Annotated in this window: 22 protein-coding genes and 1 tRNA gene; 11 read left to right on the top strand and 12 right to left on the bottom strand. The window is 70.4% G+C overall.

What is annotated here, in order from left to right:
• The first annotated feature begins 62 nt into the window (after nt 1–62).
• Together MK786_RS13860 and MK786_RS13855 are read left to right on the top strand one after the other, a co-directional pair.
• Nucleotides 63–1,079, top strand: coding sequence for a YafY family protein (locus tag MK786_RS13860; RefSeq protein WP_241112824.1), 1,017 nt, complete (start codon nt 63–65; stop codon nt 1,077–1,079).
• Between the two features lie 211 nt (nt 1,080–1,290).
• Nucleotides 1,291–1,698, top strand: a complete 408-nt coding sequence (locus MK786_RS13855; RefSeq protein WP_241112823.1) for a hypothetical protein — start codon at nt 1,291–1,293, stop codon at nt 1,696–1,698.
• Between the two features lie 81 nt (nt 1,699–1,779).
• Here MK786_RS13855 and MK786_RS13850 read toward each other — a convergent pair whose 3' ends face one another.
• Nucleotides 1,780–4,875, bottom strand: coding sequence for a S8 family serine peptidase (locus MK786_RS13850; RefSeq protein WP_241112822.1), 3,096 nt, complete (start codon nt 4,873–4,875; stop codon nt 1,780–1,782).
• 236 nt (nt 4,876–5,111) lie between these two features.
• Here MK786_RS13850 and MK786_RS13845 point away from each other — a divergent pair, with 236 nt between their 5' ends.
• Both MK786_RS13845 and MK786_RS13840 read left to right on the top strand, forming a co-directional pair.
• Nucleotides 5,112–5,588: a heme-degrading domain-containing protein gene (locus MK786_RS13845; protein WP_241112821.1), complete on the top strand. Its 477-nt coding sequence runs from the start codon at nt 5,112–5,114 to the stop codon at nt 5,586–5,588.
• Between the two features lie 101 nt (nt 5,589–5,689).
• Nucleotides 5,690–5,765 (top strand) — tRNA-Met (locus MK786_RS13840).
• 53 nt (nt 5,766–5,818) lie between these two features.
• On the opposite strand, the gene mmuM is transcribed toward MK786_RS13840, so the two are convergent.
• On the bottom strand, nt 5,819–6,730 hold the full coding sequence (mmuM, locus tag MK786_RS13835) for a homocysteine S-methyltransferase (protein WP_241112820.1): 912 nt from the start codon (nt 6,728–6,730) through the stop codon (nt 5,819–5,821).
• Nucleotides 6,731–6,836: 106 nt separating this feature from the next.
• Between mmuM and MK786_RS13830 the strand changes: the two genes are divergently transcribed.
• Both MK786_RS13830 and MK786_RS13825 read left to right on the top strand, forming a co-directional pair.
• Complete coding sequence (locus MK786_RS13830) at nt 6,837–7,703, top strand: O-acetyl-ADP-ribose deacetylase (RefSeq protein ID WP_241112819.1); 867 nt, start codon at nt 6,837–6,839, stop codon at nt 7,701–7,703.
• Nucleotides 7,704–7,789: 86 nt separating this feature from the next.
• Complete coding sequence (locus tag MK786_RS13825) at nt 7,790–8,020, top strand: DUF1232 domain-containing protein (protein ID WP_241112818.1); 231 nt, start codon at nt 7,790–7,792, stop codon at nt 8,018–8,020.
• Between the two features lie 9 nt (nt 8,021–8,029).
• On the opposite strand, the gene MK786_RS13820 is transcribed toward MK786_RS13825, so the two are convergent.
• From MK786_RS13820 to MK786_RS13810, 3 genes are all read right to left on the bottom strand, one after another.
• Complete coding sequence (locus MK786_RS13820; RefSeq protein WP_241112817.1) at nt 8,030–8,605, bottom strand: pyridoxamine 5'-phosphate oxidase family protein; 576 nt, start codon at nt 8,603–8,605, stop codon at nt 8,030–8,032.
• 153 nt (nt 8,606–8,758) lie between these two features.
• On the bottom strand, nt 8,759–10,123 hold the full coding sequence (locus MK786_RS13815) for a diguanylate cyclase (RefSeq protein ID WP_241112816.1): 1,365 nt from the start codon (nt 10,121–10,123) through the stop codon (nt 8,759–8,761).
• The gene (locus tag MK786_RS13810; RefSeq protein ID WP_241112815.1) at nt 10,120–10,932 is read right to left on the bottom strand and encodes an alpha/beta fold hydrolase; all 813 of its coding nucleotides are present in this window, start codon (nt 10,930–10,932) and stop codon (nt 10,120–10,122) included. The genes MK786_RS13815 and MK786_RS13810 overlap by 4 nt, the downstream gene beginning before the upstream one ends.
• Before the next feature lie 204 nt (nt 10,933–11,136).
• On the opposite strand from MK786_RS13810, the gene MK786_RS13805 reads away from it, so the two are divergent.
• Nucleotides 11,137–12,438, top strand: a complete 1,302-nt coding sequence (locus MK786_RS13805) for a sensor domain-containing diguanylate cyclase (protein ID WP_241112814.1) — start codon at nt 11,137–11,139, stop codon at nt 12,436–12,438.
• A gap of 5 nt (nt 12,439–12,443) precedes the next feature.
• On the opposite strand, the gene MK786_RS13800 is transcribed toward MK786_RS13805, so the two are convergent.
• The 4 genes from MK786_RS13800 to MK786_RS13785 all read right to left on the bottom strand — a co-directional run bounded on the left by MK786_RS13800 (nt 12,444) and on the right by MK786_RS13785 (nt 16,155).
• Entirely contained in the window at nt 12,444–12,791 is a 348-nt protein-coding gene (locus tag MK786_RS13800; protein WP_241112813.1) for a sugar ABC transporter ATPase, read from the bottom strand.
• Between the two features lie 205 nt (nt 12,792–12,996).
• Entirely contained in the window at nt 12,997–14,097 is a 1,101-nt protein-coding gene (locus tag MK786_RS13795) for an ABC transporter permease (protein ID WP_241112812.1), read from the bottom strand.
• Complete coding sequence (locus MK786_RS13790) at nt 14,094–15,110, bottom strand: ABC transporter ATP-binding protein (RefSeq protein WP_241112811.1); 1,017 nt, start codon at nt 15,108–15,110, stop codon at nt 14,094–14,096. The genes MK786_RS13795 and MK786_RS13790 overlap by 4 nt, the downstream gene beginning before the upstream one ends.
• Before the next feature lie 34 nt (nt 15,111–15,144).
• Nucleotides 15,145–16,155 (bottom strand): glycerophosphodiester phosphodiesterase family protein, encoded by a 1,011-nt coding sequence (locus MK786_RS13785; RefSeq protein ID WP_241112810.1) that lies wholly within the window; start codon nt 16,153–16,155, stop codon nt 15,145–15,147.
• Nucleotides 16,156–16,299: 144 nt separating this feature from the next.
• Between MK786_RS13785 and MK786_RS13780 the strand changes: the two genes are divergently transcribed.
• The 3 genes from MK786_RS13780 to ligD all read left to right on the top strand — a co-directional run bounded on the left by MK786_RS13780 (nt 16,300) and on the right by ligD (nt 19,110).
• Entirely contained in the window at nt 16,300–17,208 is a 909-nt protein-coding gene (locus MK786_RS13780) for a Bax inhibitor-1/YccA family protein (RefSeq protein ID WP_241112872.1), read from the top strand.
• A gap of 243 nt (nt 17,209–17,451) precedes the next feature.
• Nucleotides 17,452–17,802 carry a helix-turn-helix domain-containing protein gene (locus MK786_RS13775; protein WP_241112809.1) on the top strand — a complete coding sequence of 117 codons (351 nt, stop codon included), beginning with the start codon at nt 17,452–17,454 and terminating at the stop codon, nt 17,800–17,802.
• 63 nt (nt 17,803–17,865) lie between these two features.
• Nucleotides 17,866–19,110 (top strand): non-homologous end-joining DNA ligase, encoded by a 1,245-nt coding sequence (ligD, locus tag MK786_RS13770; RefSeq protein ID WP_241112808.1) that lies wholly within the window; start codon nt 17,866–17,868, stop codon nt 19,108–19,110.
• Here ligD and MK786_RS13765 read toward each other — a convergent pair.
• Entirely contained in the window at nt 19,107–19,631 is a 525-nt protein-coding gene (locus tag MK786_RS13765) for a TetR/AcrR family transcriptional regulator (RefSeq protein ID WP_241112807.1), read from the bottom strand. The two genes, ligD and MK786_RS13765, sit on opposite strands and share 4 nt — an antisense overlap.
• Before the next feature lie 76 nt (nt 19,632–19,707).
• Between MK786_RS13765 and MK786_RS13760 the strand changes: the two genes are divergently transcribed.
• On the top strand, nt 19,708–20,418 hold the full coding sequence (locus tag MK786_RS13760) for an MBL fold metallo-hydrolase (RefSeq protein ID WP_241112806.1): 711 nt from the start codon (nt 19,708–19,710) through the stop codon (nt 20,416–20,418).
• 85 nt (nt 20,419–20,503) lie between these two features.
• Here MK786_RS13760 and MK786_RS13755 read toward each other — a convergent pair whose 3' ends face one another.
• Together MK786_RS13755 and MK786_RS13750 are read right to left on the bottom strand one after the other, a co-directional pair.
• Nucleotides 20,504–21,109 carry a ClpP family protease gene (locus MK786_RS13755; RefSeq protein ID WP_241112805.1) on the bottom strand — a complete coding sequence of 202 codons (606 nt, stop codon included), beginning with the start codon at nt 21,107–21,109 and terminating at the stop codon, nt 20,504–20,506.
• Entirely contained in the window at nt 21,106–21,735 is a 630-nt protein-coding gene (locus MK786_RS13750; RefSeq protein WP_241112804.1) for a ClpP family protease, read from the bottom strand. The genes MK786_RS13755 and MK786_RS13750 overlap by 4 nt, the downstream gene beginning before the upstream one ends.
• Nucleotides 21,736–21,906 lie beyond the last annotated feature (171 nt).

Genomic DNA, 21,906 nt, shown 5'->3' with positions numbered 1-21,906 from the left:
GCAGCAAGGGTAGAAACCATTGCGGACGGATCCTGTCCGCGTCATAGGGCAAAGTTGAGGACATGTCCGACACGACCACGCGAGCTCTCTCGCTGCTCAACCTGCTCCAGACCCACCGCCACTGGCCGGGTTCCGAGCTCGCCGAGCGCCTCGGCGTCACCGAGCGCACGGTCCGCCGCGACGTCGAGCGCCTGCGCGACCTGGGGTACCGCATCGAGTCGTCGCCGGGCGCCGCGGGCGGCTACCGCCTCGAAGCGGGAAGCGCGGTCCCTCCTCTGCTGCTCACGGATGAAGAGGCGGTCGCGATGGCGATCGGGCTGCGGGTCGCGGCATCCCAGCGCCTCGTCTCCGGTCCCGAGACGACCATCACCGCCCTCGCGAAGCTCGAGCAGGTGCTGCCCGCACCGTTGCGGCGACGGGTGAACGCACTCGCCGAGACGGTGCAGCCTGCAGGACTCAACGCCGGCGCCGCGGTGTCGAGCGACGTGCTCGGCGAACTCGCACTCGCATCCCGCGACCACGAGCGGGTGCGATTCACCTACACGGCCGCGTCGGGCGAGGTCACGCGGCGCCGTGTCGAGCCGCACGCGCTCGCCCCGGCGGACCGCCACTGGTACCTGCTGTGCTGGGACCTCGAGAAGGACGACTGGCGCACGTTCCGCGTCGATCGCCTGGCCGAGGTCGAGCACACGCGCGTGCTGTTCGAGCCGCGGCCGCTCACACCCGAGCAGATCGAGGAATTCATCGTCGTCGCGCGGTCGTGGGTGCGGCAGAAGGTGGAAGCGGATGCCGTCATGGAGCTGCCGCTCGACGTGATGCGCGAGTACTTCGGGCAATGGGGCCAGGGCGCCGAGGCCGAGGATGACACCAGGACCCGGTGGCCCGTCGGCGGTGCCGACTGGCGCGAGACGATGTACGGGCTGATGTGGATCCCGACGGGCGTCGAGTACACGACCGACCTGCAGGAGCCCGGTCGATCCGAACTGCGGGAGTCGCTGGAGCGGATGCTGCGCGCGATCGACGCGCCTCCGCCTCCGCCCCGGGGCGCGTCACGCCCGCACACGCCGCCCTACGGCTGATGGGCCGGTCGCTGCTCGCCTGTCACATCGCGCCGCCCGCGGCGGCATTTCGTGACAGGGGAGCCAGCCGTCGTCCTGCTCGCCTGTCACAGAGGGCCACGCGTGGCGGCATTTCGTGACGGGCGAGCGGTCCCGATGTTCGGGGCGGCTTCCGGCACAGCCTGTTCGCAGGACGCGCACCTACGCTGGCGCCGACGACCGAAGGAGTGACATGCGCCGATCCATCCTCGCGGGCGCCGGAGCGGTGCTCCTGCTCCTGCTCACCGCCTGCGCCACCGGAGGACCCATGACCGACCCCACCACCCCCTCATCGAGCCGCCCGCCGTTCGCGACCACCACGCCCGGCCCGATCGGCCCGTCCGGCACCCCTGCCGCGGTGTCGCCGGCGCAGTGGGATGCCATCGTCGCCGACCTCGCGGAGCGGGGGGTGGCAGGCGAGCCGGTGCTGGTGAGCGCTGAGTCTGTGACGTGGCCGAACGGCGCGCTCGGCTGCCCCAAACCCGGCATGTCGTACACCCAGGCCGTCGTCGACGGCATGCGCGTCCTCGTCGAGGTCGACGGGGTGAGTTACGACTACCGCTTCGGCCGCGGCGACGCACCCGTGCTCTGCGAGGCCTGAGCGCAGCATCCGCTCGGCTCAATCAGACGACGAGGGCGGCACCCCCTTTCGGGAGTGCCGCCCTCGTGCGACTGCGAACGGCTACTTCGTCTTGACGAGGACCGTCTCGCTCGTACCCGACTTGTTGTCGAGCACGACCGCCATCACACCGAGCGGCTTCTGCGTCGCGTACGCGTCACCGTCGACGGCGACATCGACCGTGACCGTGCCGTTGCGCGGCACCTCGGCGTACTGGCCGTTCTCGAGCGCCGGCGACCACGGGTTGTACTTCGCGACACCCTCGATCTCGTCGAAGAGGGCCGTGTCGGTGATCGAGTAGCTCGCGACCGTGTAGTCGAACGAGCCGGCGGCTTCGGTGAGCCCCAGATCGCTCGCCCACACCGGCAGCATGATCGTGCTGCTGTCGGTCGGCGCCGTCGCGTAGAAGCCCGCAGCCAGCAGCCCCTGAGGCGTGCTGATGAACACCTCGGAGCGCCCGCTGACCGAGCCCGTGCGCACCAGACCGGAGTCGGCCGAGAACACGATCGCCTCGGGGTTCCCGTCGCCGTTGCGGTCGATCACCACGTCGAACTCGTTGCTCGACACGTTGGACCAGCGCGAGTGCGTGTTCACCGCGAACACGAGCACGTGGTCTCCGTCGGACTGCGGGAACGACTGCACGCCCGCGGACGCGAGATCCATGCCGGTGTCGTTGAGCTTCTTCGACACGTCCTTGGGGTCGCTCAGACCCCACGTGAAGAAGTCGGCTCCGGCGGTCTGGGCGCCGATCGTGTTGGTCAGCTTCACCTTCTTGCCGGCGTCGGCCACCTTCTCCTTCTTGCCGAACAGGGCGCCGGTCTTCGACGCGACGCGGCTGTCGGCACGCGGAACCATCAGGTACGGCACGCGCAGCGCCGAGGAGTCCGACGTGAGGACGACGTCGCCCGAGAACTCGTACTGGGCGAACGGGTCCACCGTCGACGAACCGACCGCGTCAGCGCGCGCGGTGAGAGCGACGATGACCGTCGCCTTGCCCTTGGCGGGAACCTTCACCGAGCTGCGGTTGAACGTGAGCGTCGCCTTCTCGGACTGCGCCGACGGGGCGGAGCTCACCTTGTAGGTGACCGCCGTGTCGCCGTGGTTCGTGATGGTGATCGTCTTCAGCCCCGCGAACCCGAGCCACGACTCCTGGAACCCGAAGTTGAGCGCCGTCTCACGGAGCCAGCCGCTGTCGGTGCGGAACGCGTCGCCGGTCGCCGTGACCTTCGTCGCGACGGCCTGTGCGGCGTCGACGAGTCCGACCCCGCCGCGGGTCATCTGCTGGCCCGCGACCTTCTCGGGATCGGCCGACGACACGACTGCAGCGGAGACCTCGCCGGCCTTCCAGCCCGGGTGGGCCTGGACGGCGAGCGCCGCGACGCCCGCGACGTGCGGAGCAGCCATCGACGTGCCCGAGATCGTGGCCGGGCCGTTGCCCGTGCCCACGCCCGTCGAGACGATCGAGACACCCGGAGCCGCGACATCCACGGCCACACCGCTGTCACCGCTGCGCGGGCCGTTCGACGAGAACGACGCGTAGCCGCGGAACGAGGGGTTCGCCAGGTCGGCTGCGGCGATGGTCGCCGCCGCACCCGACACGAACTTCGGTCCGTCGGACATGCGGACGCCGAGGAACGGGATCGTGACGTTGAACGGGTCGCCGTTGTCGGGGTTCTCGGTGATGACGCCTTCGAACGGCGGGTAGTCGTTCGTGTTGTTCACCATGAGGGCGGCGGCCGCGCCGGCCTGCTCCGCGAAGATCGGCCGCGCCGCGCGGGCACACGTGCCTCGCTCCGAGACGGCGAGCTGGTTGAGCCCCGGCGCGACGCCGTTGCTGGTGTACGCCGCGACCGAGCAGCCGAGCGCCTCGTTCTCGGCCGTGGCCGGGTTGTCGACCAGTCGCACGACCGTCATGCCGGGCAGACCCGCCAGGTCGGCGCCGTTGGCGTTGATCGCCGAGACGGCGACGCCGTTCACCGTGACTGTGGCACCCGGGAAGCTCGCGGTGCTGTCCACCGCGGCGACCGAGATGACGCCCTCGCCGTTGCCGGGCGAGCCCGCGATGTACGGAGCCGGTCCGGAGTTGCCGGCCGAGGCGACGACGACGACGCCCGCGCCGATGGCGTTGGCGGCAGCGACGGCCTCGGGGTCGTCGGCACGGCCGAAGCTCGAGCCGAGCGACATGTTGATGACGTCCATGTCGTTGGCGACGGCCCAGTCGATGGCGGCGGTGGTGACGTTGGTCGAGCCGTCGCAGCCGAAGACGCGCAGGGCGTAGAGGTCGACCTCGGGCGCGACGCCGGGGCCGATCTTCCACTGCTGCGACGCGGTGGACTCGTCGTATGCGCCCGTGTAGGTCGCGCCGTCCGCGGTGACGCCGCTGCCGCCCGTGGTGCCGGCGACGTGGCTGCCGTGACCGTTGCAGTCGAGCGGGTTGGCGTCGGGCTTCGGGACGCTGCCGTCCTCGTTGGCGTTGTAGTCGTCGCCGACGAAGTCCCAGCCGCCCTTGATGCGCGGCGCGTTCGGACCGAACAGCGCCGGATCGGCCGCCTCGGTCTCGGCCGCGTTGGCCGCCTGGTACGCCTCGACCGTGCCCGGGCCGCCGAAGTTGGCGTGGGTGTAGTCGATGCCGGTGTCGATGATGGCTACCTTGATGCCCTCGCCCGTGTAGCCGGTGTTCTGCCACACCTGGGGCACACCGAGGTACGGGACCGAGACCGCGTTGTCGATCGTGTACGTACGAGCGGCGTGGATGCCGACGACGTTGGGCAGTGCTGCCACCGCGTCGACCGCGTCGGCCGGGATGGTCGCCTGGACGCCGTTGTACGCAGACTGCATCGTGGCCTCGACGGCGCCGCCTTCGGCCTCGACAGCGCCCACGACGGGCTGCTGGACCTTCTGGAGCGACTTCTTGATCGCACTGCGCTCGGACTTGCTGAGCTCGCGGCCCTTCTCGGCCTCGACCACAGCGACCGGGTCGCCCGCGAGCTCGACGACGACGGTCACGTCGCCGTTCGCGTTCGCGCTGAGCGGCTCGACGGTGGCGCTCACGGGGCCCCGGGTGGGGGCTTCATCGAACCGCGACGACGGATCGTCGTCTGCCGCGGCGAATGCCGCGGTTGTGGGGAGTGACAGCGCCACGACAGCGGCGACCGCCATTACACGTCGGTACAAGGGGGGTCCTACTTTCTCCGTACTGGGGGTGGAGTGTGGATGGTCCCGTTTCGCTCTGGGGGTGGAAGCGGGGCACTTCGGCGAAGGTATGTGGCAATTCACATCAAGTCAACGGTGGATTCCCAGGTTGAGCAGACCGCACAATCGACCCGCCGTCAGCGGCCCCTGTCTTGTCCTGTTGCGCAGTGGAACGTGCCTTATCGAGAGATACGCTCGACGGCATGAGCGACGATGCGCAGAGCACACTCGACCGGATCGAGGGCGAGGAGCGTGAGCTGATCCTGTCCCGCTTCGATCTCTCGGATGCTTGGGCCCTCGGCTCTCGGATGCGCGCCGCCGCCGAGACCGCAAGCCTGCCGATCGTCATCGGCATCACCCTCGGCGAGGCCCGCGTCTTCCACACCGCCCTGCCCGGATCGAGCGCCGACAACGACGGCTGGCTTGAGCGCAAGACCCGGGTCGCCCGCCGCTACGGCCGGTCGTCGTACGGGGTCGGCCAGTCGTTCCGTGCTGCCGGCAAGGACTTCGACGCCGACGCCCGGCTCGATCCCGCGCTCTACGCGGCGCACGGCGGGGTGTTCCCGTTGACCATCGCCGGCGTGGGCGTCGTGGGCACGGTCGGCGTCTCGGGCCTCCCCCAGGCCGACGACCACGCCTTCGTCGTCGAGCAGCTTCGCGCGTATCTCGCGGAGTTGTGATCGGATGCCGCAGCCCGCGGCCTCGTCACATGCCGACGCAAAGCGAAACCACGGTTAACGCTTGGCCAAGGGGTCCGGCTCCCGCGCTACCGTTGGGTCATCGCGGCGATCCGGGCGGTCCCGGGCACCGGCTCATACCCGGATGCGCTGCGGGTTCGACTCCCGCCGTCGCGTCCACCAGGACTGCGGTCGGATGGCCGCCGTGCGGGTTCCGGCTAGGCACTCGCCCGCTACTCGATCGGCCGGCGCAGCTCCCGGGCGATCTCTGCAATGGCCGACGGTCCGATCCGGCAGCATCCGCCGATGAACATCGATCCGGCGTCCGCCCACGCCACCGCAAGCGCCGGGTCGAACCCCGCCTCACCGACCCATCGCCGTGCCTCGCCGTCCCAGGTCTCCCCTGAGTTGGGGTAGGCGATGCCCGGCTTGCCACTCGCCGTGGTGGCCGTCCGTACCGCCGGCAGCACATCGCCGGGTGCGCAGCAGTTCACGCCGACGGCGACAAGGGCCTGGTGGCCGGCGGCGAGCGCGAAGGCATCAGTTGCGGGACGGCCGTCCCGCAGCCGGTCCCCTGAGATCGTGCACGACAGCCAGGCGGGAAGCGCGAACTCGTCGACCAGCTCGAGGAGAACCGACACCTCGTCGAGGTCGGGGATCGTCTCCAGGGCGAGCAGGTCGGGCTGGGCGCTCGCGAGCAGTTCGATCCGCGGGGCATGGAAGTCGCGGAGCACGGCGCGACTCACCCCGTACCGTCCGCGGTACTCCGATCCGTCGGCGAGCACCGCGCCGTAGGGACCGACGGATGCTGCGACCAGCCGCACCGCTCCATCACCGGCTGACTCGGCGACGTCGTCGCGCACCTCGCGGGCGATCGTCACGCTCCGCCGGATGAGGGCCTCCGCCGCGGTGCGAGCCATCCCCCAGCGTTCGAATCCCGCGACGCTCGCCTGATAGCTGGCGGTGGTGGCGACCTGCGCGCCCGCGTCGAAGTACGCGCGATGCACCGCTGCGATCTCGCCCGGCGCATCGCGCAGCAGTCGGGCAGTCCAGAGTTCGTCGCTGAGGTCGTGCCCGCGTTCGGCGAGCGCGTTGGACAGCCCTCCATCGAGGACGACCACCGCAGGAGTCATCGAGGTCGTCACCCGCCCATCATCCCCCGCCCGTGTCGTCGGGTTCGCATCCCGAAGTTTCGGGTCCGAGTCCTGCACGAGGCCACCAGATCTCGTCCGGCGGGTGCAGACTCGAACCGTGGTCACCGTCACCGCCGTCCACGGCGATATCACCGAGCAGCGCGTCGACGCGGTCGTGAACGCGGCGAATCGTCAGATGCGCGGCGGGGGCGGCGTGGACGGGGCGATCCACCGGGCCGGTGGGCGCGCGATCCTCGACGACTGCATTGCGCGCTTCCCCGGCGGTCTGAGCACCGGTGACGCGGGATGGACGACCGCCGGCTCCCTGCCTGCCACGTGGGTCATCCATACGGTCGGCCCGAATCATGCAGCCGGCGAGCGCGACCGAACACTCCTGGAGTCCTGTTATCGACGTTCGCTCGAGGTGGCCGACGAGCTCGGCGCCGAGAGCCTCGCCTTCCCTCTGATCAGCGCCGGAATCTACGCGTGGCCGCTGAACGACGCGATCGACGCGGCCGTCGACACGATCCATCGAACGCCGTCGCGCGTCGAGGAGGTCCGGCTCGTCTCGTTCACCGCCGAGACCCACCGCCGGGTCCACGCCCAGGTGCTGCGACGCTTCCCGCCACCCACCGAGCCCGACACGATCGGCCGGCTCTTCGATCGCTCTCCCAGCCAGTGGGGGCTGCGGGGCGACCCGTACCTGTGGCGCGCGCTCCGCGCGGAGCTCGCGACGACGCCACTCCCGCCCAACTCGTGGGAGCTCCGGGACACGATTCATGCAGCGGCCGCGGGCATCCTCGGCACATCGCTCAGGAACGCCGGCGCGCCGATCCACGTCGCCGAGTTCGACCCCGGCCACGGCATGTCGGCGGGTGCGGTGCTGCCGTCGTGGTGGAAGAACACCGGCATCCGGATCCTCATCGACCGCTACGAGGCGACCGTGCCCGACGAAGGCGAGGACGCCACCGCGCCATCCCCCTGACCCGCCACATCACGGCGCGGCAACGGATCCCTGTAAATCTCCTGGCGTCCAGCCGTCCTCGACCTCCCGGCGCGCACACTGGACCCATGTGGTGGAAGTTCCTGCGAGCAGTCAAGACGCGCGAGCACCGCGTCGCGCCGACGACGTGGGTCGCCGCGCTCGCCGCGACGGTGTACACCTTCGTGCCGTTCGACCTCATTCCCGAACTCGTGCTCGGCCCGCTGGGGATCGCCGACGACGTCAGCATCTGGGCGATCTTCGCTGTCCTCCTCACGCGCGAGAAGCATCGCTGGCAGGCAGCGCTCCCCGCACGGTAGCCCCGATCATCAACCCGGGTCCGCCGGGGTGTGCGGCGTGTGCGGCGCGCGCCGCGTCGTGACCGGGTGGTGGTGCGGGATCGGCTCCGGGTGGGTGGTCGCATCGCCGCGATCGTCCGGTTCCTCGACCGCCGCATGCGACTCGAACGGCCTGGGGTGATCGACGCGTCCGTCGGTCTTCGGGAATCGTCGCCCGGTGACGGCGCGACCTGCGATCCGGATCACGAAGAACTTCGGCGCGGGGCTCCACGAGGCCAGGCTCATCACGCCGCTCGTGCGGATCTCGTCTTCGCGCGTGACCCGCTCGGCGTCGCCCCGCACGACCACGCTCCAGCGCACATGCTCGTCGTGATCGTCCACCTCGAACGCCACCGCGGGGTGCTGGGCGATGTGCAGCAGCTTCGCATCCCTCGCGGTGCGCACGTAGATCGAGCCCTCGTGCGGCACGTAGTTCACCGGGAAGATGTCGGGCGTGCCGTCGGCGTTGATGACGGCCAGACGGCCGAACGAGGTGGTCTCGAGCAGCCTCCAGCACTCCGCCGTCTCGAGCTTCTCGATTCCTCTGGTCCGCGCGCGGTCAGCCATGTGCTCCTCCGTCCTTTCCCCTCTGGTCTACCCGGTGACCCGCGCGAGTGGAAGCGGCTCGACGACGAGAGCAGAACGGGGAGCGGATGCCGGCGAGCAGCGCTCGACGTTGACCCGCCACAACAACGACGGGCGAGCATCCACTCCTCCGAGTCAGACTCCGTTGAAGGAGTGCCGGTTCTTGCCCTGCCTCTTGGAGTCGTACATCGCGGCGTCAGCGCGCACGAGGAGCTGCTCGGGCGTCGGCACCTCATCCACTCCCGGACGGTAGAGCGAGATGCCGATGCTCACGGAGGCGGAGATGATGCCGTCGGCAACCACGATCGGCTGACTGCAGATCTCGAGGATGCGGGACGCGATCGACGCGGCGGCGGCGTCGTCGGCTCCGGCGCAGATCGCCACGAACTCGTCGCCTCCGATGCGGCCGACGACATCACCGGAACGCACCCCAGCCTGCAGGCGGGTGGCCAGCTCGATGAGCACGAGGTCGCCGGTGGCGTGGTCGAACGCGTCGTTGATGCCCTTAAAGTCGTCGACGTCGAGGAACATGACGCCGAGCGCCTCGTGCTGTTCCGTCGCGTGCCGGATCGCGTCGTCGAGCGTCAGCTCGAGCAGCTGCCGGTTCGCCACGCCCGTGAGCTGGTCGTGCAGTGCGAGGAAAGCCAGGCGGCGCTGCAGGCGCACACGTGTGAGGGTCTGCGACGCCTGCCGGCCGAGGGCGTCGAGCAGGTCGAAGAAGGACGAGTCGAACTCGGTGCGACGGGCGAAGAAGCAGACCAGGATGCCGAGCCGCACACCGTCCGCGACGAGCGGCGTCACAGTGAGAGAGGCGAGCCGCTCGGCGCGCAGCGCTGCGGCGACCTGCGGGAATTCCGTCTCCTCGGGCCCGGCGGTCACCACGGCCACATCGTGTGTCGACCGCAGCTCGGGGACCGGTGACACTTTGCCGGCGAGAGGATTCGTGCCGCCGACGAGCTCGAGCTCGCCGTCGTCCTGGAGAAGCAGCACGGCGGTCTCGCGTGCGGAGAAGGCCTGGCGTGCGACCGAGGCGAACGATTCGGCGACGTCCTCGTCGGTCGCGCTGACGCCGAACGCGGTCGAGACGTCCTGGAGGATGCGAACGCGCTCCTCGGACGTCTCCGCCGCGCGCCGGGCGGTGAGCAGCTCCCGCTCGTACCGCAGCCGTTCTGCCGCGCTGAAGACCGCCGTCCGGATGACTCCCGCCTGGTCGTCACGGGTCGAGTTGATCAGGGTGGGCATCGCTGACCCATCTGCTGTCACGAGCGTGAGAGCCACCTCGTGCACCTTCCCCTGGAGGTGCATCACCTGCATGTGGCGGGTCTCGTAGAAGAGCTGGCTGCCCGGATCGAGCAGAGACGCGAACGGCCGGCCCACAACGGCGTCCAGGTCGTATCCGGTCCAGCCCAGGAACGTCGGGTTCGCTTCGAGGATCACGCCGTCGAGGCTCGTCGCCACCAGCCCGCAGGGTGCTGTCTCGAACCAGTCCTGTGCGCTCATGACAGGTACGCCCGCATCTCTGCGACGACCTCGTCCGGAGCAGAGAGGATGGGAACGTGCCCGGTGGCCGTGAGCACCGACAGTCGGCTGCCTGCGATCTCGGCGTGGACGTAGTCGCCGACGCCCTCGGGTGCGATCACGTCGGCGGTGCACTGCAGGACGAGCGTGGGCAACGAGACGAGCGCCAGATCGGCGCGGTTGTCGGAGAGGAACGTCACGCGTGCGAAGTGCTGCGCGATCACAGGGTCGATGCTGCAGAAGCTGTCGGTCAGCCGCGCCCCCAGCTCGGGCCGATCGGGTGTCCCCATGATGACGGGAGCCGTCTCGCGCGACCAGCCGAGGTAGTTGGCGTCGAGCGATTCGAGCAGTGCGTTGATGTCGGCCGGTTCGAACCCGCCGCGATACGACCCGTCGTTCGTGTATCGGGGCGACGGACCGATCAGCACGAGCGCGCCGAACCGGTCGGGCCGCCGATTGGCGGCGAGGACCCCGATCATCGCGCTCACCGAGTGACCGACGAAGACGACGTCGGTGGCATCGAGCTCTTCAAGGATCTCGAGGATGTCGGTCGCGTACCCCTCGAGCGAGTCGTACTTGCCGCGGTCGTAGGCGGAAGAGTCGGAGTTGCCGGCGCCCACGTGATCCAGCAGCACGACGCGGTAGTCACGCTCGAAGTGCGGAGCGACGAGGTTCCAGGTCGCCTGACTGCAGCCGAACCCGTGCGCGAACACCATGACCCGCCCCGCGGGGTCACCCGAGAGGGTGACGTTGTTGCGACGTAGAACGTCGGTCGTCCGCACAGCGGTCATGGCGTTCCAATCGAGTGCGACGGGGGGAGCCGCACTTAGCCCGATCGTACGTCACCGCGACGCAGCGGGCCGCTTTCCCGTGTTCCGCCTTCGGACAGGTGCGGATTCCGGCTCGACTGCGCAATCCGGACACTGGTTATGGTCTGACCATCGGAGGACGATATCGTTCAGGTACTGCTCCGGGGCGAGTGAACGGAGACACGGTTGGACGATCAGACGCTGTTGCCGGTCGGCATCGTGCACCTCGAGGGGAACGGCAGGATCGTCAAGGCCAACGCCTGGTTCGCGGACTGGGCCGGAGCCCCGCTCGACGCTCTGCCGGGCAGGATGATCGACGAGTTCCTCGTCCATGCCCACGAGGACATCATGTCGCTGGACGACGCCGGGCCCTGGGTGATGGTGCACGCGCAGGATCCCAGCAAGGCCGTCATGGCCACGCGCCACCGGCGGCCCGACGACGACGTCGTGGTCATGGCGGAAGCATCCAGTCGATTCAGCGCCCTTCGCGACCTGCGCCGCCAGTACGCCCTCGCCGACCGAACCCGCACACGACTCGAGCTGGTCATGGACTCGTCGATCGCGTTTTCGACTGCGACGACAGAGGCCCGGCTCGCCGAGATCCTCGCCGACACGACGGCGCGCGCCTATCGGGCGGAGGAGTCGACCGTGTACCTCCACATGCCCGACGGCAGCAGCGCGGTGGCCGCCGGCTACGACGGACTCGATGGCCGGCTCGACGCCGAGACTCTCATCGCGATGGTGAGCGCACCGCGACGGATCCTCAAGGTCCAGAGTGAGCACGAGGCCGAGCGTCTCGTCCCCGGTCTCGGCCCGGCGATGCGCACCGCCGGTGTGCGCGCGTTCATCGCCGCACCGCTGCATCATGAGGAGATCGACTTCGGGGCGTTCGTCAGCTGGTTCCACCACGATCGCGTGTTCGACGACGAGGCGTCGACGCTTGCGGAGGCGCTCGCCGGCCAGGCGGCCCAGTCGCTCGCGACTCTGCGGCTGCAGGCCCGGCTCGCGCACGCGGCGACGCACGACGAAGTGACCGGCCTGCCCAACCGCCGCCTTCTCGAGGCGCACATGGAGCAGATCATGCGCACCACCCGATGCGCGGCGCTGTTCGTCGACCTCGACGACTTCAAGAGCGTCAACGACCGGCTGGGCCACCATGCGGGAGACCGGATGCTGCGCGATGCCGGCGCGCGGCTGGCGAGCGCAGTCCGTGCCGACGACCTGGTTGCGCGCTACGGCGGGGACGAGTTCGTGGTGCTCTGCAACGTCACCGAGAGCTCTGTCGCGACCGAGATCGCCGATCGCATGCTGTCGGTCCTGCGCGGCGAGCACGACGGAGGCTCTTCGCGGGCGGCCCTGCGGGCCAGCATCGGTGTGGCGATCGCCGAACATGCGGGCGAGGCGCCCGCCGAACTCCTGCGCCGTGCGGACGTCGCGATGTACCGCGCCAAGAGCGCAGGCGGCGACCGGGTCGTCATCGCGAACTGAGATCGTCAGAGGTCCTCGGGGGCGAGGTCCCCCTGCCCCTCGTCGCCGAGCTCGGCATCGACGGGCGCGAGCCCCTGCGTCTCGGGCTGCAGGCTCCGGCCGGGGAGGTCTTCCGCCGGGATCTCGCCGCGCTCGTCGGCGATCACCGCCGGATCGGCCCCGGTCGCGGTGTCGCCGTCCAGATCCTCCGGGGCGGCTCCCTCGTCGAGCGCCGTGGTGCGATCCCACTCGGCCTGAGCAGCGTCCTGCTGCGGGTCGGTCTCGATCGAGGTGTCGCCGTCGCGCAGCGGCTGGACAGCGGGCTGGTCTTCGCCGGCGGGGGCGAGGTGGTCGGCCGGACTCGAGTCGCTCATGATGCTCCTTCCGTTCACCGCGGCAGCGGTGGCGCGTGCGAGTGCACCGTCCGATCCTCGCCGGTCGAGTGCTCGCCCGCAGGAGCCTTGACGAGCCGGAGCCGGTGACGTATCGACGCCGAACCGCGGTGCCTGCAGCCCCTCCCCGATCTCCTTGATCGCGGCCAGACGGCGCTCCCAACCCACTGGTTGCACCGCGGAGGGGTCAGGCGATCCGGGTCCCCGGCGGCAGCGTGCGGGCCGGCGTGCGGGTGCGGGCCCACGCCCACCAGAGCAGTCCGGCCGCGAGCAGCACCTGCAGGCCGAGCCCGACGAACCAGCTCGGCGCGGTCTCGTCGACGATCTCCTCAGGAGACTTGTTCTCCTCGTTCGCGGGCGGACGGCATTCGTCGTAGGTCGTCTCGGCCTCGGGCGCCTGCTGCGCGCCGCGCACGCCGGTCTTGATCTGCCCGAAGAGATCGACGGGATAGCCGCTCCGGTCGAAGGTCGTGGGGGTGGCGTCGGCGAGGATCACGAAGGGGTTCGCCGCGAGGATCCACCACACCCGGTCGAAGCGCGGAACCTCGTACGTGTACGTCTCCCATTCGCCGCATGCGAGCGGGCCTTCGTCCTTGCACGGATAGTCCGCGGACGGCTCCTCTCCCGGCATGCAGGGGAAGTCGTCGCCCTGGTACTGCTCCCAGTCGATCGCGCGGTAGTTGTTCACCTGCTCGGTGCGCAGGGTCGCGCCCAGCAGCCCGAATGCGATGAGCGAGCCGATCACGAGCGCGGCCACGACGAGGTAGGTGGTCGCGACCGAGAAGAGCGGACGGGCCAGGATGCCGCTGAGCCCGACGCCGATCGCGGCGACCACGCCCACCTCGACGATGAGCACGGCGAGCGACACCACGATGGTCGCCGCGTTCGCGCCGCCGGCCAGAGTCGCGGCGATGAGGAAGGGCACCGACACGGCCACGAAGGCGAGGCCCGTCACCCACGCCGCCAGGAACTTGCCGATCAGGATCTCGCCGGTGGTCGCGAGGGTGACCTGCACCGGCGCGAGGGTCGCGGCATCCCGATCCCCGTTGATGGAATTGCCGCTCAGCGTCGGAGACACGAGGACGATGAGCAGCAGGGTGATGTAGACGATCGTCGAGTAGACGGCCTGGCCCTGCTGATCCTCCAGCGAGCCGAACGCCAGGAACGACAGCAGCGTGACGATCAGCAGCAGGCACCCGAAGACGCCGAGCATGACGTACCAGGCGATGCTGCGGGTGCGCTGGGTCAGCTCGAGGCGGACGATGGTTCCGAGTCGCTGACCGCTCATGCCTTCACCCCCTCGTCGTTCGTCGGCTCGCCACCGGCGGCGGGCGGTGAGGGCGGTGCGGGCCGGGCCGCCACATCCTGTGGAGGCACTCCCCTGCCGAGGTCGAGGAACGTGCGCTCGAGGCGGCCCTGCGCGGCCGCGAACTCCACCACGGCCAGCCCGGCCGCGACGAGCTCGCGCAGCGCGGCGACGGCGTCCTCGTCGGACGAGATCTCGACCACGACATCGCGCCGATCGACCGTGATCGACTCCGGCGACAGGCGCAGCGCGGCCGCGACCTGAGGACGTGCGTCGGATGCCTCGATCCCATCGAGCCGCACCCGCCACGGGCGTGCGCGGCGAGCGGCTGCCTCGACGCGCCCGGCGTCAACCGTCTCGCCTGCGACGAGGAACACGGCGTCGTCGACGACCTCCTCGAGTTCCGAGAGGATGTGGCTCGACACCAGGATCGTGCGCCCCTCGGCCGCGAACCGGCGCAGCAGCACGCGCAGGTCGATGCGCGCCTGCGGGTCGAGCCCCGACGCCGGCTCGTCGAGCAGGAGCACGCGCGGCTCGTGCACCAGAGCGCGGGCGAGCCCGAGACGCTGTTTCTGGCCCCGAGAGAGCACCTTCGCCGGAGAGTCGGCGAGCGCCGTGAGACCGACTTCTTCGAGCAGGACGGCTGCGCGAGCGGATGCCTCCGCCTTCGGCATCCCGAACAGCCGGCCGGTGACGACCAGCGTCTCGCGCGATGTGAGCGAGTCCCAGGCGCCGAGCGCATCGGGCATCCAGCCGATCAGCGCGCGTGCCGCGTGCGGATCGGAGACCGGGTCGACGCCGTCGATGCGGATCGAGCCGGCGTCCGGCGCGAGGAGCGAGGCGAGCATGAGGAGGAGGGTCGTCTTGCCCGAGCCGTTGGGCCCGACGAGTCCGGTCACGCGGCCCGCGTGCGCCGCGAGCGACACGTTGCGCACCGCCTGGATGTCACCGAACGCGCGTCGGACTCCTTCGACGACGATGCCGGCGGAAGTCATGAGACTCACAATCTCATACGCGCCGTGAGGAACCTCAAGAACCGAAGAACGCCACGCCGAGATCGGGATGGTCGACGAAGACGCCGTCGACCCCGGCATCCCGGATCACTCCCCACTCCGACTCCCAGTCGCCGAACGCCGCCGCACCGCCGCGGCCGCGGAACTGGCCGATGAGGAAGTTGTTCTCGGGCCGACAGGTCCACGTGAAGACCCGCAGGCCGCGCTCGTGCGCATCGCGCACGAGCGGCGACGGACCGGTGAGACGGCCGAGCTTGTCGGGCGCGAGGATCATGCGCTTGTCGACACTGATGCCGTCGACGCGGCCGACCAGACCGTCGAGTCCCTCCGGCTTCGCGGTGGCGCGGTACGTCGGAGCCGCCTTGCCGTGCGAGGCGAACAGGTCGAACGGACGCCCTGCCGCCTCGAGCAGATAGACGTAGGCGGCGGGGATGCCTCGTTCCTGCAGCGCGTACAGCACGGTCGACTCGAAGGACTCGATGATGAGCGGAAGCTGCCCCGCCCCCCAGCCTGCCTCGCGCAGCTCGGCGTCGATCAGTTCGGCCACGTCCCAGCCGATGGAGGAGAAGTAGGTGGCGTGCTTGACCTCGAGCACAACGCCGATCTCGCGGCCCTGGGCCAGCGACGCCGCCCGCACGATGTCGAGGACGTCGCGCAGTCGCAGCACGGGCTGGGCATCGTCGAAGCTCGCGCTCGTCGTCCGCAGCTTCGGCAACCGCTCACGGCAGCGCAGAGTCGACAGCTCGTCCCACGTGAAGTCCTCGGCGAACCAGCCGGTCAGCTCGGCACCGTCGACCGTCTTCGTCGTGCGGCGGTCCTTGAACTCGATGCGGTCGGCGACATCGGTCGTGCCCGAGATCTCGTTCTCGTGACGCACCACCAGCACCCCGTCGGCCGAGACGACGATGTCGGGTTCGACGGCGTCGACGCCGAACTCGAGCGCGAGGTCGTACGACGAGCGCGAGTGCTCGGGCCGGTAGCCGGGGGCGCCGCGATGCCCGATCACGAGCGGGGTGCGGCGCGCCATCGTCTCAGGCTACCCGCGCGCGGGGACTCGGCCTCCGCTCATAGCCCACTCACAGCCGCAGGCCCCACCTGGCATGCACCGCGTCCGATATCGTTGATCAACAGCACCGTGCTGTTCGACCCCGTGACTTGGAGTGTGAGAGCAGTGGCCCTCGACAACCCCGCGTTCAACAATCCGGCCTTCCAGGATTCGAAGGCCGCCAAGACCTACCCGGGCCGTCCCGGCCTGACGCCCCCCGCCGGCCAGACGCAGTTCGCCACCGCGCAGCACGCAGGGACGGATGCCGCGGCCCAGGCCCAGCTCGAAGGCATGTACACGGCCCCTTCGGCCGGCGCTCTCGAGACCGACCGCATGACGGTCGAAGACACCATCTGGAAGACCGTCGGCCTGTTCGGCGTGCTGCTCGTCACCGCCGTCGTCGGCTGGGTGTGGACGATGTCCACCGTTGCCGCGACCGGCCAGCCGACGCTCACGCCGTGGCTCATCGGCCTGTTCGGCGGCTTCATCCTCTCGCTCGTCGTGATCTTCACGTCGCGCAAGAAGGTGCGCCCCGCGCTCATCTTCGCCTACGCGGCGTTCGAGGGTCTCTTCGTCGGCGGTATCTCGGCCTACTTCGAGATGATCTGGGAGGGCATCGTCTTGCAGGCGACGCTCGGCACCCTGTCGGTCGTCGGCGTGACCCTGGCCCTCTTCGCGAGCGGCAAGATCCGCGCCTCCAAGAAGGCGACCAAGGTCTTCATGATCGCCATGGTCGGCTACCTCGTCTTCTCGCTGCTGAACCTCGTCCTGATGTGGACGGGCGTCAACTCGAACCCGTTCGGACTGCTGAGCGACACGATCATGGGAATCCCGATCGGCCTCATCATCGGTGTGCTCGTCGTGATCATGGCGGCGTACTCGCTGGTCCTCGACTTCGACTCGATCCAGCGCGGCGTGCGCAACGGCGCCCCCCGCAAGTACGGCTGGCTCGGCGGCTTCGGCATCATGGTGACCGTCGTCTGGCTCTACATCGAGATCCTGCGCATCATCGCGATCGTCCGCGGCTCCAACTAGCCCACGGTCCGCGTTCTCGAACGGCCGCCCGGTCCTCCGGGCGGCCGTTCTGCGTCTCGGGCGGCGTCGTCCGCCGCAACATCGGAGATCGTGGCGACACTCCGTGGGTGGCCGGCCGCTGCCCGGCGTGTCGGACGCGGAATCCGATTCTGTGCACGACCCGGGCGTCGGCCCCGGCGTGTCCCGTTCTGCTCTGAGCGGAAGGGGTCGAGGCTCGCGGCATCCGGGTCCTATCGTTTCGACATGGCCGAGATCTTCCCGCTGCCGACGGCGCCCGCACCCGCCCCACCCCGTGCTCCGCGCGAACCGGAACCCCTCTGGCGCGACGCCCTCGGCGAGCAGCTGCGCCGCCTGCGGCACGACCGCGGCGAGCGCCTCGCCGACACCGCCGAGCGCGCCGGCGTCTCGCCGCAGTACCTGTCCGAGATCGAACGCGGACTGAAGGAGCCGTCGAGCGAGATGATCGCCGCCGTCGCCGGCGCGCTCGAGGTCACGCTGGTCGAGCTCGCCGCCGCCGTCGTCGACGACCTCCGCTCCCACGCGCCCGCGCGCACCGCCGTCGGCGTGCGAGCCGCCTACACGCTCGCCGCCTGACGCCCGGCGCGCGCGGCGCGCAAGCCCTGGCCGCCGTCCGGACCCCGGGCTAGCGTTGGGCGGGTGAGCCCAGCGCGCAAAGAGGAGTTCCTCGAGATCGGCGGACACGAGGTGCGCATCTCGAGCCCCGACAAGGTCGTCTTCCCCGAGCCGGGGCTGTCGAAGCTCGACGTCGTGAAGTACTACCTGGCCGTCGCCGACGGTGCACTGCGCGGGGCCGGCGGACGGCCGATGGTGCTCAAGCGGTTCGTGAAGGGCATCGATCAAGAGGCCTTCTTCCAGAAGCGCGTGCCCGAGAACCATCCCGACTTCATCGACACCGCCACGCTGCACTACGCGCGCGGCACCTCGGCCGAGGAGGCGGTGATCCGGGATGCCGCCGGCCTCGCCTGGGTCGTCAATCTGGGGTGCCTCGACCTCAACCCGCATCCGATCCGCGCCGAAGACCTCGACCACCCCGACGAGCTGCGCATCGACCTCGACCCGATGCCCGGCGTGGACTGGTCGCAGATCGTCGACGTCGCCATGGTCGCACGCGAGGTGCTCGACGATGTGGGCCTCGTCGGCTGGCCGAAGACCAGCGGGTCGCGCGGCCTGCACATCCTGGTGCGCATCGCGCCGCGCTGGGACTACAAGCAGCTCCGCCTCGCCGCCGAGACGCTTGCTCGCGAGGTCGAGAACCGGGCACCGGGTCTCGCGACCGCCCGCTGGTGGAAGGAGGAGCGCGGCGAGAGCGTGTTCGTGGACTTCAACCAGAACGCGAAAGACCGCACCGTGGCATCCGCGTACTCGATCCGCCCGCTGCCCGACGCGCGCGTCTCGACCCCGATGGACTGGGACGAGGTCGCCGTGCGGCGCCCCGAGGAGTTCACCGTCGCAAGTGTTCTCGAACGCTACGCCGAGATCGGCGATCCCCACCGCGGGATCGACGACGCCGTCGGCACGCTCGACGGACTCCTCGCGCTGGCCGAGCTTCTCGGCCCCGCCGAGAAGCCGCCGCGCGCGGGCGACGGCGAGGGACGGCGGCAGTCGACCATGCCCCTCGTCGAGGTGGCACGCACGAAGACCAAGCCCGAGGCGCTCGAGGCGCTCGAGGAGTGGAAGGCGAGGCATCCTGCCGCAACCGCACTCCTGCATCCGGCCGACGTGCTCGTCGACGGCATGCGCGGGTCGAGCTCGCTCTGGTACCGGGTGCGGGTGAACCTGCAGCACGTGCCCGAGGACGACCGCCCCTTGCAGGAGGAGCTGATCGCCGACTATGACCCGTGGGCCGGCAAGGTGTGGCCCGGACGCGAGGGGTCCGCTTAGCGCGGCGCGCTCTCCGCGAGGCGCCGCAACCCGTACTCGAACGCCTGATCGATGTCTCCCCCGAGCCGGAAGGCGCCGGCGAGCTCCATCGAGACGAACCCCGTCACCCAGGCAGTCAGCAGCCGCGCCTCGTCCAGCGCCCGGCGCTCGCCCGCGGCCTGGCGGGCAGCGCGCAGCACCGGCTCGCTCGCCCGAGCCATCGCGTCGGCGTTCCCCTCCACGGCGTACATCAGACGGAATCCTTCCGGACGGTCGTGTGCGAATTCGCGGTAGGTGCGGGCGAGGGCGGTGAGTGATCCATCGGATGCCGCGAGCCGGCCGCCCAGGTCGTCGATGGTCGCCTCGGCGACGAGCCGCAGCAGCGCATCGCGATCGCGGACCCTCTTGTACAGCGAGGGCGCACGCACCCCCACGCGCTCGGCAACGGCCTGCATCGTGACCGTCGACGGGCCGCCGACTTCGAGCAGTGCGCGGCCCGCGTCGATGATCGCGGCGAGGGACGTGCGGTCAGGCGTGGGCATGTGGTCCTCCTCGATGGCTATTGACTTGAGCCATGATAGCTATGTATCATAGCCAACACAAGATCACGGAGGCATCATGCGAATCGGCCCGCACCTGCACCGCATCGGCAACGACATCGTCGCCGCCTACCTCATCGTGACGCCCGAAGGCATCACGATCATCGACGCCGGACTCCCCGGCCACTGGGACGACCTGACCGCCGAGCTGTCATCGATCGCCCGCTCGCTCGACGACGTCAGGGGCGTCGTGCTCACCCACGGCGACAGCGACCACATCGGCTTCGCCGAGCGCCTGCGCCGCGAGCACGGCGTGCCGGTCTACGTGCACGCCGCCGACGCCGACCGCGCCCAGGGCGGCGACAAGCCGAAGACGCCGATGGGTCCGCTGCGGATCGGCCCCACGCTCGGGTTCGCGGCGTATGCCCTGCGCAAACGGGGCTTCCGCACCGAGTACCTCACCCAGGTGGTCGAGGTCGCCGACGGCGACGTGCTCGACCTCCCCGGCTCGCCGCGGGTCATCGGGCTGCCCGGGCACTCCCCCGGCAGCATTGCGATCCACGTGCCGATCGCCGAGGCCGTGTTCGTGGGCGACGCGCTGACCACGCGCCACGTGCTCACCGGTCGCGCCGGGATGCAGCCCGCGCCCTTCACCGACGAGCCTGCGCTCGCGCTCAGGTCGCTCGAACGACTGGCCGACGTCGACGCATCGTGGGTGCTGCCGGGTCACGGCACGCCGTGGCAGGGCTCGCCCGCCGACGTCGCCGCCGCGGTCCGCGCCGCCGCCTGAGTCCGCGGGCCGTGACTCCGCCGCCCGAGCGCGGGCGGGCGGTGGCCCGACCACGGCATAGCCGGGCGCCGGCCCGACCACGGCGTCAACGTTCGCCGAGCACCCGACGCTCGGCGAGCACCCGATCCGCGAGGCCGTAGGCGACAGCATCCATCGACGTGAACACCCGGTCGCGGTCGGTGTCCGCCCGCAGCTGCGCCGGGTCCTTGCCCGTATGGCGGGCGAGGATCTCCTCGACCTCACCGCGCACGCGCACGAGCTCGTCCGCCTGCAGGATGAGGTCGGGGATGGCGCCCCGCCCCTGCCCAGCCGGCTGGTGCAGCACGACCCGCGCGTGCGGCAGCACGGCGCGCTTGCCCGGGGCGCCGGCCGCGAGCATCACCGCCCCGACGCCGATCGCCTGGCCGACGACCGTCGTGGCGACATCCGGTCGAACGTGCTGCATCGTGTCGTACACCGCGAGCATCGCCGCCGGATCGCCGCCCTCGCAGTTGATGTAGAGCTGGATGTCACGCTCCGGGCTCTCTGCGTCGAGGTGCAGCAGCTGCGCGATGAGCGCGTTGGCCACGCCGGCGTCGATGCCCGTGCCGAGGTAGACCACCCGCTCAGCGAGCAGATGCGAGTAGACGTCCATGACACGGTCGCCACGCGGATGCTGCGCCACCACGTTCGGGATCGTGTACGAGCTCATGCCGCCACCTCCGCCGGACCGACGCCCAGGCCGGCGGTGCGTCGGCGCCGGGGCACGATCTGCGCGAACTCGTCCACTACGCCGTCGATGAAGCCGTACTCGAGCGCCTCGGCGGCGGTGTACCAGCGGTCGTGCAGCGAGTCGTCGAACACGCGCTCGAGCGGCTGCCCGGTGTCGGCGGCGATGAGCCCGAGCACCGTGTCGCGCGTGTGCCGCAGGTCGCCGGCCTGCACCTCGACGTCGACCGTCGACCCGCCGATGCCCGACGATCCCTGGTGCATGAGGATCCGGGCGTGCGGGAGCGCGCGGCGCTTGCCGGGTGTGCCCGCCGACAGCAGGAACTGCCCCGCGCTGCACGCGAGCCCGAGGGCGAGCGTCGCGACATCGTTGGGGATGAGCCGCATCACGTCGCGGATCGCGAGCATCGAGGGGACGGATCCGCCGGGCGAGTGGATCCACAGGGAGATATCGGATGCCTCGTCCTCGGCCGCCAGCGCCAGCAGCTGCGTCGCGAGGAGGGTGCCGTTGTCGTCATCTAGGGCACCGTCGAGCACGAGCACGCGCTGGTGGAACAGCTCGCGTCGCGCCTCGGCGCCGAACATCGGGATCTTTCCTTCTTCTGCCATGCGCCCAGCCTGCGCGCGATGCCGGGCCGCGGCATCCGTTTCCGCCGTCAGCCGCTCCGCCCACGGCGGATCCGTCGATCGAGACAGAGAAGAGGGGGGGGGGGGGGGGGGGCGGGGGGGGCGGGGGGGGGGGGGGGGGGCGGCGGGGGGGGGGGGGGGGGGGGGGGGGGG

Origin of the sequence: Microbacterium sp. CFH 31415 (genome assembly GCF_022538185.1) — a bacterium.
Classification (GTDB): domain Bacteria; phylum Actinomycetota; class Actinomycetes; order Actinomycetales; family Microbacteriaceae; genus Microbacterium.
This window is presented reverse-complemented; position numbering and strand designations above follow the sequence as displayed.

What these genes read in the sequence shown, in the direction of transcription:
- MK786_RS13860 (WP_241112824.1), top strand. Translation starts at nt 63, where the DNA reads ATGTCCGACACGACCACGCGAGCTCTCTCGCTGCTCAACCTGCTCCAG.
- MK786_RS13855 (WP_241112823.1), top strand. Translation starts at nt 1,291, where the DNA reads ATGCGCCGATCCATCCTCGCGGGCGCCGGAGCGGTGCTCCTGCTCCTG.
- MK786_RS13850 (WP_241112822.1), bottom strand. Translation starts at nt 4,875, where the DNA reads ATGGCGGTCGCCGCTGTCGTGGCGCTGTCACTCCCCACAACCGCGGCA.
- MK786_RS13845 (WP_241112821.1), top strand. Translation starts at nt 5,112, where the DNA reads ATGAGCGACGATGCGCAGAGCACACTCGACCGGATCGAGGGCGAGGAG.
- MK786_RS13825 (WP_241112818.1), top strand. Translation starts at nt 7,790, where the DNA reads ATGTGGTGGAAGTTCCTGCGAGCAGTCAAGACGCGCGAGCACCGCGTC.
- MK786_RS13820 (WP_241112817.1), bottom strand. Translation starts at nt 8,605, where the DNA reads ATGGCTGACCGCGCGCGGACCAGAGGAATCGAGAAGCTCGAGACGGCG.
- MK786_RS13815 (WP_241112816.1), bottom strand. Translation starts at nt 10,123, where the DNA reads ATGAGCGCACAGGACTGGTTCGAGACAGCACCCTGCGGGCTGGTGGCG.
- MK786_RS13810 (WP_241112815.1), bottom strand. Translation starts at nt 10,932, where the DNA reads ATGACCGCTGTGCGGACGACCGACGTTCTACGTCGCAACAACGTCACC.
- MK786_RS13800 (WP_241112813.1), bottom strand. Translation starts at nt 12,791, where the DNA reads ATGAGCGACTCGAGTCCGGCCGACCACCTCGCCCCCGCCGGCGAAGAC.
- MK786_RS13795 (WP_241112812.1), bottom strand. Translation starts at nt 14,097, where the DNA reads ATGAGCGGTCAGCGACTCGGAACCATCGTCCGCCTCGAGCTGACCCAG.
- MK786_RS13790 (WP_241112811.1), bottom strand. Translation starts at nt 15,110, where the DNA reads ATGACTTCCGCCGGCATCGTCGTCGAAGGAGTCCGACGCGCGTTCGGT.
- MK786_RS13785 (WP_241112810.1), bottom strand. Translation starts at nt 16,155, where the DNA reads ATGGCGCGCCGCACCCCGCTCGTGATCGGGCATCGCGGCGCCCCCGGC.
- MK786_RS13775 (WP_241112809.1), top strand. Translation starts at nt 17,452, where the DNA reads ATGGCCGAGATCTTCCCGCTGCCGACGGCGCCCGCACCCGCCCCACCC.
- MK786_RS13765 (WP_241112807.1), bottom strand. Translation starts at nt 19,631, where the DNA reads ATGCCCACGCCTGACCGCACGTCCCTCGCCGCGATCATCGACGCGGGC.
- MK786_RS13760 (WP_241112806.1), top strand. Translation starts at nt 19,708, where the DNA reads ATGCGAATCGGCCCGCACCTGCACCGCATCGGCAACGACATCGTCGCC.
- MK786_RS13755 (WP_241112805.1), bottom strand. Translation starts at nt 21,109, where the DNA reads ATGAGCTCGTACACGATCCCGAACGTGGTGGCGCAGCATCCGCGTGGC.
- MK786_RS13750 (WP_241112804.1), bottom strand. Translation starts at nt 21,735, where the DNA reads ATGGCAGAAGAAGGAAAGATCCCGATGTTCGGCGCCGAGGCGCGACGC.